The 13,994-nt window shown below is 51.8% G+C and carries 11 protein-coding genes and 1 pseudogene; 3 read left to right on the top strand and 9 right to left on the bottom strand.

Annotated elements, in window-relative coordinates; all coding sequences use genetic code 11:
• Positions 1-43: 43 nt before the first annotated feature.
• The 3 genes from A918_RS0102920 to A918_RS0102910 form a co-directional block, all read right to left on the bottom strand.
• Positions 44-1,555, bottom strand: a complete 1,512-nt coding sequence (locus tag A918_RS0102920; protein WP_022709607.1) for a tripartite tricarboxylate transporter permease — start codon at positions 1,553-1,555, stop codon at positions 44-46.
• A 48-nt stretch (positions 1,556-1,603) separates the two neighbouring features.
• On the bottom strand, positions 1,604-2,062 hold the full coding sequence (locus tag A918_RS0102915) for a tripartite tricarboxylate transporter TctB family protein (RefSeq protein WP_022709606.1): 459 nt from the start codon (positions 2,060-2,062) through the stop codon (positions 1,604-1,606).
• A 221-nt stretch (positions 2,063-2,283) separates the two neighbouring features.
• Positions 2,284-3,255: a tripartite tricarboxylate transporter substrate binding protein gene (locus tag A918_RS0102910; protein WP_022709605.1), complete on the bottom strand. Its 972-nt coding sequence runs from the start codon at positions 3,253-3,255 to the stop codon at positions 2,284-2,286.
• Between the two features lie 222 nt (positions 3,256-3,477).
• Between A918_RS0102910 and A918_RS21135 the strand changes: the two are divergent.
• The 3 genes and pseudogenes from A918_RS21135 (at position 3,478) to A918_RS0102895 (ending at position 6,628) form a co-directional block, all read left to right on the top strand.
• Positions 3,478-4,153, top strand: a pseudogene (locus A918_RS21135) (response regulator transcription factor).
• Complete coding sequence (locus A918_RS0102900) at positions 4,143-5,525, top strand: sensor histidine kinase (RefSeq protein WP_022709604.1); 1,383 nt, start codon at positions 4,143-4,145, stop codon at positions 5,523-5,525. The pseudogene A918_RS21135 and the gene A918_RS0102900 overlap by 11 nt, the downstream one beginning before the upstream one ends.
• Positions 5,522-6,628, top strand: coding sequence for an ABC transporter substrate-binding protein (locus A918_RS0102895; RefSeq protein WP_245257283.1), 1,107 nt, complete (start codon positions 5,522-5,524; stop codon positions 6,626-6,628). The genes A918_RS0102900 and A918_RS0102895 overlap by 4 nt, the downstream gene beginning before the upstream one ends.
• A 72-nt stretch (positions 6,629-6,700) precedes the next feature.
• Here A918_RS0102895 and A918_RS0102890 read toward each other — a convergent pair whose 3' ends face one another.
• From A918_RS0102890 to A918_RS0102865, 6 genes are all read right to left on the bottom strand, one after another.
• Positions 6,701-7,378: an outer membrane protein gene (locus tag A918_RS0102890; RefSeq protein ID WP_022709602.1), complete on the bottom strand. Its 678-nt coding sequence runs from the start codon at positions 7,376-7,378 to the stop codon at positions 6,701-6,703.
• A gap of 256 nt (positions 7,379-7,634) precedes the next feature.
• Positions 7,635-8,099, bottom strand: a complete 465-nt coding sequence (locus tag A918_RS0102885) for a GNAT family N-acetyltransferase (protein WP_022709601.1) — start codon at positions 8,097-8,099, stop codon at positions 7,635-7,637.
• A 96-nt stretch (positions 8,100-8,195) separates the two neighbouring features.
• On the bottom strand, positions 8,196-10,172 hold the full coding sequence (locus A918_RS0102880) for a MacB family efflux pump subunit (protein ID WP_028233300.1): 1,977 nt from the start codon (positions 10,170-10,172) through the stop codon (positions 8,196-8,198).
• 2 nt (positions 10,173-10,174) lie between these two features.
• Positions 10,175-11,404 (bottom strand): efflux RND transporter periplasmic adaptor subunit, encoded by a 1,230-nt coding sequence (locus tag A918_RS0102875; protein WP_022709599.1) that lies wholly within the window; start codon positions 11,402-11,404, stop codon positions 10,175-10,177.
• 28 nt (positions 11,405-11,432) lie between these two features.
• The gene (locus A918_RS0102870; RefSeq protein WP_022709598.1) at positions 11,433-12,893 is read right to left on the bottom strand and encodes an efflux transporter outer membrane subunit; all 1,461 of its coding nucleotides are present in this window, start codon (positions 12,891-12,893) and stop codon (positions 11,433-11,435) included.
• 311 nt (positions 12,894-13,204) lie between these two features.
• The gene (locus tag A918_RS0102865; RefSeq protein WP_028233297.1) at positions 13,205-13,873 is read right to left on the bottom strand and encodes a GntR family transcriptional regulator; all 669 of its coding nucleotides are present in this window, start codon (positions 13,871-13,873) and stop codon (positions 13,205-13,207) included.
• Positions 13,874-13,994 lie beyond the last annotated feature (121 nt).

Genomic DNA, 13,994 nt, shown 5'->3' with positions numbered 1-13,994 from the left:
GGAGCAAATCTGCTCCCCCTCTTGTTGTTCTGCGGCTGCGTAATCAGGCGACTTCGGCAGCAAGGCGTTTTTTCTGACGTGCCCTGCGGGCAAGTACCGCCGGAATAATTGCCACGGCTGCGGCCAGTATCCAGAGGATCAGCGAGATTTTACTCTGGAACAGGATGGAGATATCTCCGCCGCTGATGGCCAGTGCATTGCGCAGGTTCACCTCCATCATATTGCCAAGCACAAAACCCAGAATAATCGGCGCCATATCGAAGCCCGCTTTACGCAGCAGCCAGCCAACCATGCCAATGGCAAGCATCAGCAGCACTGCAAAGACAGATGCATGGCTGGAATAGACACCGATAATTGAGAGGATGAGGATACCCGGTACCAGAATCCAGTTCGGCAAAGTCAGAAGACGCGCAAATATATTGACGAGCGGCAGGTTGAGTAACAGCAGCAGAATATTACCGATGAACAGGGAGGCAATCAGACCGCCTACAATTTCAGGGCGTTCGGCAATCAGCATCGGGCCCGGCTGAATATTATAGAGCATCAACGCACCGAGCATAACGGCAGTGGTGCCTGATCCCGGTACACCCAGTGTCAGCATTGGCACAAAGGCACCGCAGGCTGTTGCATTATTCGCCGCTTCCGGTGCCGCAAGGCCGCGGACATCGCCTTTGCCGAAAGTACCTTCCGTGTCGGAGATACGTTTTTCAGTTGTATAGGAAACAGCACTGGAAACGGATGCGCCGGTGCCGGGCAAAACGCCGACGATGAAGCCGATGAAAGAACCGCGCAATGTTGCGCCGGTTGAGCGCACAACATCACTCCAGCGGGCAAACATACGTCCCATATTGCGGATAACAGTATGGCCTTTGGCCTGATTTTCCAGAATGAGTAATGCTTCGGAGATCGAGAAGAGACCAATCACCAGCACAACAAATTCAATACCATCGCCGAGTTCCGGTTCATTGAAGGTGAAGCGATAGGCACCGGAGGTTGCGTCAAGGCCAACAGTTGCCAGCATCAGACCGAGTACACAGCCGATCAGTGTTTTGGCAGGTTGTGAACCGACCATGGAGCCGAGTGTGGCAAAGGCAAACACCATCAGTACAAAATATTCGGCCGGACCAAAGCCGATCGCAATACCGGATAGCAGTGGTGCAAAAAGTGCCAGACCTGTTGCGCCGATCATACCGCCGACAAAGGAAGCCAGACCGGACAGCATCAGCGCTTCACCGGCACGTCCCTGACGCGCCATCGGATTTCCGTCCAGCGCAGTCATCACTGCACCGGCATCACCCGGTACATTGAGCAGGATTGAGGAAATACGGCCACCATATTCGGCACCGCAATAAATGGCTGCCAGCAGGATCATTGTGCTTTCCGGCGGCAGACCCATTGTATAGGCAATCGGCAGCAGCAGAGCGATGCCGTTAATGGGGCCGATGGCGGGCAGAGCGCCGACCATGGTGCCGATAAAAGCGCCGATCAGGCCGATGAGAAGATTTTGTGTTGTGAGGGCAACGGCAAAACCGTTCCAGAGATAATCAAGATTCATGTGAGAAATTCCTTTCGGCGGAAAAATGGCCGGCTGAGATACGGCCAATCAGCCAAAAACAATGCCCTTGGGCAGATAGACTTCGAGCAAATAGGAAAACACAAACCACCAGAGCAGGGCTTGTACTGCGCCACCTGCCAGTGCGAATTTCAGCGGTGCGCCAAACAGGGCTGCAATTACGGTAACGATGAAGAAAACAGTCAGCAGAAACCCTGCGGTTTCAAGCATGAGCACGGCCACAACCAGTGTCAGGGGTACGGCCAGTACCCGCAGCAATGTGGCTCCGCGCGGAAAATCTTCAGCCTCACCCGGATTTCTAAGATAAAAGAAACATAGCAGCCCGAGAATGATTGCCAGCATCACCGGCACGACCCTCGGTCCGAGCGGATCTGACGCAAAAGCATAGTCAATGCGACTGCCACCGATGCCGTAAACCACGGCCAGCACCAGAAAACAGGCCGCATAAATCAGTCCTGTACGTTTTGAATTGACTGAGTTTTCGGACATAAATTGCCTCCTGCATCGCCGCCGGTAAGGCGGTTGCCGCATAATTTGTTCATGGCTTTGCGAAGATGCTGCTGCATATCCGGACACAGCCAGAGAAGTTTAGAAGTGAAACAGATTGGTCCTGCAATACCGGCAAAAGCTCAGGATGCGGGATCAGTCAGGGTGCGGAGCCGCTATGCAGGCGGCACGGAATGGAGGCCGCGCCACCCGCAAGGCTGCGTTTACATACCTGCTTCTTTGGCCAGTGTTTTAAAGCGTGCTACGTCAGCTTTAACCTGATCGTCAAAAGCCTGCCCGATCTGGGTATAGGCATAAAGGCCGCGGGCTTCACGCTCCTGAGAAAATTCCGGTGTTTCTGCCATTTTGGCAAAAGCATCGACCCACCATTTATAATCAGCGTCGGAAACATCTTTGCCGACATAGTAACCGCGCCAGACCGGCCAGTCGATTTCAACGCCCTGTTCGCGGGCAGTTGCCACATCTTTGAGATCACCCGGCAGACGCTCCGGTGCCATCACCGCAAGAATACGCACTTTGCCTGCGGCATGATGCTTTGACATTTCCGCAGCATCACCGGCGCCGACTTTGACATGACCACCTTCCAGAGCGGTCAGTACTGCGCCGCCGCCTTCAAGCGCGACATAGCGCATTTGTTTCGGATCCTGACCGGCATTTTTGGCCAGCAGCGAACCCTTCATCCAGTCCTGCGAGCCGACCGCACCGCCGCCGGCAATGGCGAAGTCAGAAGGGTTTTCCTTATAGGCTGCAATCAGTTCCTGAAGGTTTTTGTAAGGGGAATCTGCCGCCACAACCAGCACGCCGTAATCTGTGCCGAGAGCACCAAGCCAGCGGACGGCACTTTCATCATATTTACCGAATTTGCCCTGTGCGATCAGCAGCGCCGAGCCGGTGGAGGCTGCTGCGATCATATTATTATCGGCTGCGCGTTTGCCGATGACATGATTATAAGGAACTGCGCCGACGCCGCCTTCCATATAGGTGACAGCCATTGGTTTATTGATTGTTTTTGTCGCCAGCAGTGCATTTGCTGCCAGACGGCAGGTCAGATCAAAGCCGCCGCCTGGCTTCGCCCCCGCGAGACATTCCGGTTTTGACGGTTCGGCCTGAGCACTTGCTCCCGCAGTGAAAGCCACTCCGGCAACGGCCAATGCACCGATAAATAGATGTTTCATATGCGCTCCCTCTCATCCGCTCTGCTGGCGGTTCCTCGCAATATCTGAACGACAACCGGCAGTTTTACATCGCGGTGTGAAGACCGCAGTAACCGGCATCACAGACATTCCTCCCAGTCTGTGATCGGGCGAAACTTCCATATGAACCTGTCATGAGACTGTCACCGAAAATAGATTTTCTCGTTCTTGTGCGCTGCGCTTTTCTCATGTTAACTCGGTATTATGCGCATTCTTTTGGTGGAAGATACAACTGATGTCGGGGAGGCAATCAGCCAGCGCCTGCAAAAAAACCGGTCACCTGATTGACTGGCAAACAGACGGCGCTGTTGCTGCGGAAATTCTCGGCTTTACCGAATATGATCTGGTTATTCTCGACGTTATGCTGCCCGGCATGAACGGTTTCGAGATACTGAAACATATCCGTAAGACCGGTAATATGACGCCGGTGCTGATTTTGACGGCGCGTTCCGAGGTTGAAGACCGTGTTGGTGCGCTGGATATCGGCGCGGATGATTATCTGGTGAAGCCTTTTGATTTTCGTGAGCTTGAAGCGCGTATCAGGGTGCTGTTACGCCGCAAAAACGGCGGCGCTACCAATCTTATCACCTGTGGTGACCTTATTCTTGACCGGCAAAGCCGCTCGGTCTCGGTCGGTACAAAAGAAATTCAGCTGAAAAGGCGTGAAATCGCAATATTAGAATTGCTGCTCTCGAGGCCGGGGCGGTTGTTCAGTAAGGGTGAGCTGATGGATCATCTCTACGGTTTTGATGAAGAGGTAAACAGCAATGCTGTTGAGCTTTATATCAGCCGTCTGAGAAAAAAGATCGAGGGCGCGCGCGTCAGGATCATTACACAGCGTGGCATCGGCTACCAGATGGTTGCAGATAATGGCACGTGAACATTCGCTTTTTGGCAGGCTGGTTCTGCGGGTCACGATCATTCTGACTATCGGCGCGGCATTGCTTATCACCGCTGCGTGGTATTACGGGCGTAGTGCTGCCAGCCAGACCTATGACCGGTTGCTGCTCGGTGCTGCTTTGCAAATGGCCGGAAGCCTGTCCATCGAGGATGGCAAGCTGAATGCCAGTCTGCCGGTTTCGGCCTTTGAATTGCTGGGATTCTCACAGGAAGACCGTATCTTTTATCGCCTGATTGATACGGAAGGGCAGACCCTGACGGGTTATCGCGATCTGGCCGGTTATATTGATTATACTGCGGCGCGGACGGGGCCGGTTTTTCTCAATGATGTTTATCGTGACACGCCTGTGCGTCTCGTGGTTGTCTCCCGTGTTTTGTCGGACCCGCCTTTATCCGGATGGGCCTATGTGCTGGTGGCGCAAACGACTGAAGCCAGAAATGCGCTGACACAGGAGATTACCAGCCGTGCGATTCTGCTCGTTATTCTGATGAGTTTTCTGGCGCTGATCGCCGGAATTCTGGCGATACGCTATTCGCTGCAACCCGTGGCGGCGCTTGGCAGCGCGCTGCATAAACGCGATCCGCAGGATCTGACCCCGCTTGATCTTGATATACCGACCGAAATGAAGCCGTTTATCGGCTCAATCAATCATTTTATGAACCGGCTCGACCAGAGGGTGATGCTGCTGCAGCGCTTTATTGCCGATGCGGCACATCAGATACGCACGCCGCTGACAGCTTTGGCTGCACAGGCAGATATGCTGGAAACCGAAACCCTGCCGGCAAATGCACAACATTCCCTGCAACGTATGCGCGTTCGTATCACGGAATTATCAAGACTGACGGGGCAGTTGCTCAATCATGCCATGGTCATTCACAGGGCAGGGACAGTGCATCTGGAAAAGACAGATCTGGTTATTGTCGCCAGACAGGCTTTCCGCATGGCTGTGCCGGTGACAGTTAACCCTGATATTGTGGTGTCATTTGAGGCCGCGCAAAAACAAGTGCCGGTAGTGGGGGATATTGTCAGTCTGCGCGAGGCAATTGCCAATATTATCGATAATGCCCTGCGCCATGGCAGTAAGGCTGAACTTGCGGTCAGGGTTTCCGCAGAAAACAACCGTGCTCTGGTGGAGGTTTCTGATGACGGGGAGGGTATCCCGCCTGAAAAATGGCCTCATGTAGTTGAGCGCTTCATGACGTCGAAACCGCATGAAGGTAATTCCGGTCTGGGTTTTGCCATCGCTTCGGAAGTCGCAACCGCCCATAGCGGTCTGATCCGCTTCAGGGAGAAAACCACGCATAGCAATTTCTGTGTCATTCTGGATATTCCGCTGGGGCAGGACACATGATGAGCAAAGGTCAGGCCGTGAGATTATCTGTGCTGGCAGTTTGGTTTGTGACTGGTTTTGCATCTCCTGTCAGCGCTTCCGAGGGGACATTCAGTCTTTTCCCTGCCCTGAAACCAGAAACAGAGCGTCTGCAAATCAGCGGGGCGATGGATACAGCGGCGATTGCGCCTTTAATCAGGGACTTTCAAAAGCAAAGACCGGATATAGCTGTTGCCTATAATGATCGTGTAACCAATGATCTTTACGAAGATGCGGATGCGGCCTGCATGGCTAAAACATCTTTTGCTGATGTTATTTTATCATCCTCTGTCGATCATCTGGTCAAACTCGCCAATGACGGATGCGCCCGATCCTATCAGTCGCAATATACGGTCAATGTTCCTGAGTGGACGCAGTGGCGCAATGAAGTTTACGGCTTCACTTTTGAACCGGCCGTTCTGGTCTATAACAGCGATTATGTGGCACCGGATGAAATGGCCGCAACACATGGCGAACTGGCTGATCTGCTGCGCAGGAAAAATGGTTATTATTTCCGCCGTGTCGGAACCTATGATTTGCGGACATCCGGCATAGGCTATTTGCTTGCTTTTCTTGATGCGCAGCAGGCATCTGCGACTTACGGGCGGTTGCTGGAAAGCATGAGCCGGACAGAGAGCGCATTATATTGTTGCAATAATGATGTGCTTCGCAGGCTGGAAAGCGGCGAACTCTATATCGGTTATAATATTCTGGGCTCTTATGCCTATGCCGCGCAAAAGCGGAATCCCAAATTACGTATAACGATGATGCGGGATTATACGCATATTCTCAGCAGGGGTGTCTTGCTGCCGCGTTACGCAAAAAACTACCGCCTCGGGGAAAGTTTTCTGGATTATCTGCTTTCACCGCAAGGGAAGGCGGTTGCGTTGCAGGAAGGGATTTCATTTCCGTGGGATGGTGTGCCGCCGTCAGACATTAATGCGCCGGGATCTTTGCTGACATCGGGCATTGGCAGGCCGATACGGATCGGTCCTTCCTTGCTGGCGGCGCAGGATCAGATGCGCAGACAGCGTTTTATCGGTGACTGGCAGGACGCAATGCTGCCAGCCTCGCTGGAGCCATGAGGGTAGCAGAATAATGAATCTCCGGAATATTGATTGAGTATTCCGGAGATGCTGTTTTAAGAACTGGGGGGCTTAGAATTTATAGGCTATACCCAGCCGTATATTATTGGTGGTGAGTTTTGCTTCCACCAGATCATTATCGTCGATGCCTTTTTTGCCATAGTCGCTGTAGCGATATTCCGCACGCAGCAACAGATTATTGGTCAGCGCATAATCAACACCCGCGCCGAGTGTGAAGCCGACATTGGTATTGGATGTTGTGCCGAGATCGGTGTTTCCGGTTGTCAGATTATGTTTAATACCTGCAAAAGCCACACCACCGGCGACATAAGGCAGCCAGCGTTCATAATTGATACCAAAACGGGCGCGGAGCGCGCCTTCCCATTCAACGCGACTGTTCCAGACATAATTACGTGTACCGATGAGAATATCGCTATCTTTGCTCAGATCAGAATAATTAATGTCGCCTTCAAGGCCGAATAAATAAGCATTTGAAAACTCCCAGTTATAACCGGCATAAAGACCGCCCATAAAGCCGTTTGAGTTTGCAGACAGATCGCTATTATAGCCGTATAGCTTTGTCTTTGCCCAATTATACCCGACCTGACCGCCGATATAGGCACCACCCCAGATTGAGGATTCATCATAGGCAGGTGCTTCAGGGCTATTGTAAACGACATCAGCCGCATGAGAAATATTGATATTTGAAATAAAAAACGCAGCAGTTAATAGTAAAAATTTATTTTTCACGCAATGACTCCTTATGAAAGCATGAGTAATCAGTATATTTAAATTCAATCAAAATGATGTAGTAAAAATACAACTAGAATTAATGTTATTTTTTCTTATGTAAAACGAAAATTATTAAAGTATAAGCGATTTTATAAGACTATATAAATTTATAATTTATATAGTTTGTTTAAATTGTATTTTAATTAAAATTGTTAGTTTAATGATTTACGCGTGCACGTGTGGGGCAGGGGCGATACGCAAAGCCTTGCCCTTGTTATTTATACAAACGCAGTTTCATTTCCCAGCGGTCTAGACCGTCTGCAAAGCCGTTCGGGATTACTTTTACAGTTGTGAAACCAAAACCCTCATAAAATCTGCGGGTATGTTGACTAGTCTCTAATACTACCTCATCAATATTCGGTGTAACCCGCGCCAGAGCCAGTCTTGCCTCTGTTAGGCTGGTTCCTAATCCCCGCCCATGAAAATTTCTGTCTACCATACCCCAGGATAATCCGGTCTGACGTTTTGTTGTCTCAATCACTAGACCGCCGCAGGCAATGATGGAATCTTTGTGCGTCAGCACCAGATAGGGCTTGTCTGCATGATTGACGCACTCCAAATGTTGACAAAAATCTGCATATTCTTCCGGTGCAAAATAGAGTGGCACATTGTTGGTGAATACTGCCAGACATGCGGCAAAGTCACTGGATTGGTAAGGTCTGATAATGATATCAATCATATTATGATTATAGCGGGATCAGCATTCGGTTACTATATGTGGTATCAAAGCAGCGTTAAGAATATATCCAAACACTGATTGCAACATCTAACATAATCAGTCGCGGGCAAGAGCTGCCACAGGATCAAGCTTGGAGGCATTGCGCGCGGGCAGGAAGCCGAAACAAATCCCGATCAGGCTTGAGCAGATAAATGCGGCGATGATTGAGAATGGCGAATAGATCAGTTCAAATGGTGTATTGAATTGTCTGAACAGCCAGCCGAAGCCCATCGCCACCATAATACCGAGAAAGCCGCCGATCAGACAGACAAGCACGGCTTCGATCAGAAATTGCTGCAATATATCGCTGCGTCTTGCGCCGACAGCCATCCGCACACCGATTTCATTGATCCGCTCTGACACGGAAACCAGCATAATATTCATCACGCCGATACCGCCGACCAGCAGCGAAATCAGCGCAATGGCTGAGACCAGCAGGGTGAGTGCCTGCGTTGTGCTGGTGATGGTTTTGCGGATATCATCAGTGTTCAGGATGGTGAAATCCTGCTCACCATGCCGCTGGATCAGAAAAGCGGTGACAGCTTTTTCTGCCAGTTCAGGAGACGTATCATCACTGATGCGCAATGTGAGGCTGCGCAAAACGCGTGAACCGGTCATACGGGTCTGCACTGTGGTATAGGGCAGATAGATGGACAGGTTTTCACTGGAGCCGAACCCGCCTTGTTCCGGCTGCATGATGCCGACAATTCTGACCGGCACATTTTTGAGAATGATAATCTGGCCGACCGGACTGCCGTGGAAATTCGTGAACAGGGTTTTGCGCGTATTCTCGTCAATCACCGCATCCAGCGCGATATCCTGAACGCTTTGCTCGTCAAAAAAGCGTCCTTCAGCAATCTTACTGCCGCGGGTGACAAAATACTGGTCGCTGACGCCGTTAATCAGGGCATTTGCTTCCACGCCGCCAAAACGCGCTGTGGCCGGTGTGGAAACCGTAGGCGTTGCGGCCATAATATAGGGTTGTTTGGCAAGCTGATTGGCATCATCAATCGTCAAAGTGGTGATGCGGGCAGACATACGGTCGCCAAAGCCGCGTCCGGGGAAAATCTCCAGCGTATTGGTACCGAGACTGCTGATCTGGTCGAGTACCTGCTTTTGTGAGCCTTTGCCGAGTGCCACAACACAGACAACCGAAGCAATGCCGATAATAATGCCGAGCATTGTCAGAAAAGTGCGCAGCCGGTGCGCATTCATCGAGCGCAGCGCCATCAGAAAAGCTTCGCCGAAACGATCAGCCAATGTGCCCAGCGATGAGTGGCCGCTTTTGCCTGTCCCCGTTGTGGCGGCAATGTCGCTCTCAGGTGCCTGCGCAGTTGCAGCCTTCTCGTCGCGGGTGGTGTCGGAGATGATTTCCCCGTCGCTGATCTCAATGATCCTTTGCGCCCGCTCGGCGACATTGCGGTCATGGGTCACGATGATGATCGTTTTGCCTTCACGATGCAGCTCTTCAAGGATTTTGAGAACTTCCTCACCGCTATGGCTGTCCAGAGCACCGGTCGGCTCATCGGCCAGAATAACATCGGCATTATTGATCAGCGCACGGGCAATGGAAACACGTTGCTGCTGACCGCCGGAAAGCTGACCGGGTCGGTGATGAGTCCGGTCTCCCATGCCGAGCCGGTCAAGTATATGAACGGCCTGTTGCTGCCGGTCTTCGCGGTTTTGACCGGCATAAATTGCGGGGATTTCAACATTGCCGACAGCACTCAGCTCATTGAGCAGATGATAGCGCTGAAAAATGAAACCGAAATGCTCGCGCCGCAACTGGGCGAGTTCATCAGCATCCAGATCGGAAGTTTCCCGTCCAGAGATGAAATATTTGCCCTCGGAAGGTCTGTCGAGACAGCCCAGAATATTCATCAGAGTGGATTTGCCGGAGCCGGAAGCACCGACAATCGCCACCATTTCACCATGGCCGATCGTCAGATTGACATCTTTCAGCACAGTGGTGAAACCATCGCCCGAAGGGTAATGACGATAAAGATGCTCGAGGGTGATCAGCGGCTTTTCCATCATCAGAACCTTATGGAGCGGCCGCGGCGGCTGCGCGGAACTGCCGGTCTGCCGGTACTGTCGCCGGTGACGATTTTCTCGCCTTCGTTCAGGCCGGAGATGATCTCAACCAGAACCTTGTCATTCAGGCCGGTTTCGACCGGTTTTTCGCTGATAGTCCCGTTCTGCTCCATCACCCGCACCGTGACTTTATCTTTTTCATCAGGCTCAGACAGCGCGGTGGAAGGGATCAGCAAAACATTATCAGCCTGCCCCAAAATGATATGAATTTCAGCAGTCATATAGGTTTTCAGCACACCGTCAGGATTGGCAATGTCAAAAATACCCTTGTAGTAAATGGCTGAGGCTGTGCTGGTGCTGCTGCTCACCGCACTGGTGCCGCCAAAACTCTTATCGCTGACGATGGATTGCGGCGCGGGTTCCAGAATCTGCAATTTGGCTGTGTAGCGCTTGTTACTCTGGCCGGGGATTGTGAAATAAAGATCCTGTCCTTCTTTGACATTTACCACATCGGCTTCAGAAATATCGGCCTCAACAGTCATGGTGTCGAGCTGGCCGATAATGGCAATGGTCGGTGCCGATTGCACAGCGTTCACCGTCTGGCCTTCCTGTACAACAGTGGCCAGAATTGTGCCATCAATCGGGGCGCGGATTTGCGTATAGCCGAGATTAGCTTCAGCCGTTTCAACAGCGATTTTTGACACCACGATCTGGGCATCGCTCAATGCGATCTGCGCTTCGGCGGATTTAACGGCTTTAACGGCCTTGTCATAATCGGCGCGCGAAATGGCATTGCGCGATACCATCTGCTGCTGACGGGTCAGGTCCTGTTTGGCCAGCTCCAGCTGGGCAATTTTATCTTCACGGTCTGCCTGATTGCGAACTTCTTCCGCTTTCGCCTTCCGCAGATCATTCTGCTGGGTGGTGGCGTCAATCTGGGCGATCAGATCGTCTTTTTTCACCAGCTGTCCGGCTTTGACATTGAGGCTCAGCACGCGGCCGGAAGCCTGTGCACCCACAGCTACCAGTCGTGCAGGTTTGAGAATGCCTGTGGCAAGGACTGTGGTTTCAATATCGCCCTTGCGCACCGTATAAGTCATAATCTGCGGGGTTTCAGTCTTGAAATAATCCGCAGTGAAGTAATAGAGAACAGCAGCCAGTCCTGTGATTGCAAGCAACCAGAAGAGCCATTTTTTAGCAAAACCGCGTTTCTTTTTGGAACTACCGTTCATCTATACCTCATCAGCCTGAAACTTCATTTCAGGGTATTCTTTTTTGGGTTACCAGATGCGGCCCTGTATAGCCGTCCTGAATTTCAGCTTTGTCTGTTATAATGGTGCCGTCCCAGCCGCCACCCAGTGCCTTTTGCAGGTTGATATAATCCTGCAGCAGGCTGACCCTGAGTTGAATCAGGCTGCCTTCATTCGAATAGAGTGAACGCTCGGATGTCAGAAGATCAAGGAAACTCGTGGAGCCGCTCTCATAGAGCGCACGGGAAAGCTCCGTTGCCCGCCGGTAAGACTGTACAGCTTTTTGTGTCTTGGCATATTGAATACGCCGTTGATTAAGCGACACACTGGCATTCTCAACTTCTTCCAAAGCGGTAAGAATAGCCTTGCGATAGCTGATAAAGGCCTGATCGCGGCTGGCTTTCGCAGCATCGACTGCGGCATTGAGCTGACCGCCTTTAAACAGCGGAACGGTCAGGCTCGGGCCAAAACCCCAGCTGATTGTGGAGCCTTTTCCAAGATCGCCGATCCGCGCTCCCGCAGTGCTGATATTACCGGTGAGGCTGACACTCGGATAGAGAGCTGCCTGTCTCTGGCCGATCACTGCGGTGGAGCGTGCATAATTGCGCTCTGCAACCCGCAAATCAGGGCGGTTCAGCAATAAATCGGCGGGGATGCCGGCCGTCACGATTGCCGGAACCGCAGGAACAGGCTTCGTTTTTTCAAGCGTAGCGGTCAGTGCCGTCGGCGCTTGACCGGTCAATACCGACAGGCGATGCAGGCTCTTGGCATAGGCGGTTTTCAGTTCCGGAATTTGCGCTTCCGTACTGCTGGTCTGCCCTTCCGCATTGGCCAGATCAACTTCGGAAATATCACCGGCATTAAACCGTGCACGGGTCAGTTCAGCGGTTTTACGCTGAGATTTTATGGTGCGTTCTGTCAGCGCAATGCGTGCCTGCAAGCCGCGCAACTCCGCATAATTGCTGGCAATGTCACCGATCATGGTCACCAGAACCGCATGCATATTTTCCTGCTCAGCATCCAGACCATAACGCGCGGCTTCCACGGAGCGGAGATTTGCGCCGAAAAGATCAAGCTCCCAGCTGGTATTCAGACCGGCAGTGAGACCGGTGCTTTCACCGCTGTCGCCGCTCTTGGAACGCTTTGCGCTGCCTGAGCCGTCAAGCACAGGATATAACGCACCGCCTGCTTGCTGATAGGAGGCACGGGCTTCGCGGATTTTGGCTTTTGCCAGCGCAACATCATTATTGCCTTGCACAGCCTGCCCGATCAGATTGTCCAGCACCGGATCATTGAAACGCTTCCACCATTGTGCAAGCTGCGCCGGTTTGGCCGGTACAGATTTTTGTCCGCTCCAGGAAGCGGGCAATAAAGTGGACGGAGTCTGATAGTCGGGGCCGACAGCGACACAGGACGCGAGAGCCGGAAGCGTTATGCTCAACGTTGCCAGACGCAAAAACAGCACAGTCATGAAATGGCAATATCCCTGAAATATAAATAACAGCCGGAGCATTGCCGCACCCGCCCGGTATTCTCACCGGATGCGCGCAACAATGCGATAAAATCAAGACACCGGAGAGATAAAACATACTCCTGACAAACACCGGCTGTCATGCCGTGTTTGCAGTCTTGTCACAGCTTGGCGATGAAAAAAAGCAAGAAAACTGTTTTTTTACCAAGCTTAACGATTTGTAATGATAAATCCGCTGACTGTGCATAACGGGCAAATGAATTGTCAGGATTTTGTCAGGGCAAACCGTTCAGCCTGAAAAAGATTGTGGATCAGCTGTCCGGACTGTGCAAGCGGATGCGGCTTATAATCAGATCGCTGGCTGTCAGAATGTCATGAGCGATTGCTGCTTCCGCAGCATCCGCATCGCGATTTTCAATCGCCTCCACGATTTTATAATGGTCATCAATCATTGCCCGTCCGCCATGTTTATAGGCATCGGCAATCAGTGGTCCCATTTGCAGCCATAGCCGGTTGATGATGGAATTGAGCACCGGCATGTCGGCTACTTCCACCAAGGCCGAATGAAAAATATGGTTCATCGCCAAGGCATCGCCCCAGAGCTGCTTTTTCATAGCCTTGTCATTATCTTCGACCAGTTTCCAGAGGCGGGCTATGTCTTTTTTACTGGCCTGTTGAGCTGCCTGTCTGGCGGCAAGTCCTTCAAGACGCACACGGATGGCGCGGATTTCTTCATATTTTTTCTGATCCAGCACCGGTACGCGAATATCCCGCGGTGTTTTCTGAATCAGCGCTTCATCCTGAATGAGCCGCAGCAATGCATCGCGCACTGGCGTGACACTGGTACCCAGTGATGCTGCCAATTCACGGATTGTCAGCCTTGTATCCGGCGCGAATTGTCCGCGCATCAGCGCCTGAGAGAGTTTGCGATAGACGATTTCGCCGAGATTATGGTGTTCAAGCGTCTGAAGTTCTGAAATGCCATTCATGCAAGATATGTCCCCCGCAGTGAGCGAACTGTTCTGTTTTTATGATCTCACTTCATATCCGGCCCTGTTTTGCCGGAAATGTTCCGAATAAAATGACTCATCATAACCATGA

Origin of the sequence: Pseudochrobactrum sp. AO18b, assembly GCF_000409565.1 — a bacterium.
Taxonomy (GTDB): domain Bacteria; phylum Pseudomonadota; class Alphaproteobacteria; order Rhizobiales; family Rhizobiaceae; genus Pseudochrobactrum; species Pseudochrobactrum saccharolyticum.
This window is presented reverse-complemented; position numbering and strand designations above follow the sequence as displayed.

Bases quoted from the DNA above. Each gene is read 5' to 3' on its own strand.
- A918_RS0102920 (WP_022709607.1), bottom strand. From the start codon at position 1,555: ATGAATCTTGATTATCTCTGGAACGGTTTTGCCGTTGCCCTCACAACA.
- A918_RS0102870 (WP_022709598.1), bottom strand. From the start codon at position 12,893: ATGACTGTGCTGTTTTTGCGTCTGGCAACGTTGAGCATAACGCTTCCG.
- A918_RS0102875 (WP_022709599.1), bottom strand. From the start codon at position 11,404: ATGAACGGTAGTTCCAAAAAGAAACGCGGTTTTGCTAAAAAATGGCTC.
- A918_RS0102880 (WP_028233300.1), bottom strand. From the start codon at position 10,172: ATGGAAAAGCCGCTGATCACCCTCGAGCATCTTTATCGTCATTACCCT.
- A918_RS0102910 (WP_022709605.1), bottom strand. From the start codon at position 3,255: ATGAAACATCTATTTATCGGTGCATTGGCCGTTGCCGGAGTGGCTTTC.
- A918_RS0102895 (WP_245257283.1), top strand. From the start codon at position 5,522: ATGATGAGCAAAGGTCAGGCCGTGAGATTATCTGTGCTGGCAGTTTGG.
- A918_RS0102900 (WP_022709604.1), top strand. From the start codon at position 4,143: ATGGCACGTGAACATTCGCTTTTTGGCAGGCTGGTTCTGCGGGTCACG.
- A918_RS0102885 (WP_022709601.1), bottom strand. From the start codon at position 8,099: ATGATTGATATCATTATCAGACCTTACCAATCCAGTGACTTTGCCGCA.
- A918_RS0102915 (WP_022709606.1), bottom strand. From the start codon at position 2,062: ATGTCCGAAAACTCAGTCAATTCAAAACGTACAGGACTGATTTATGCG.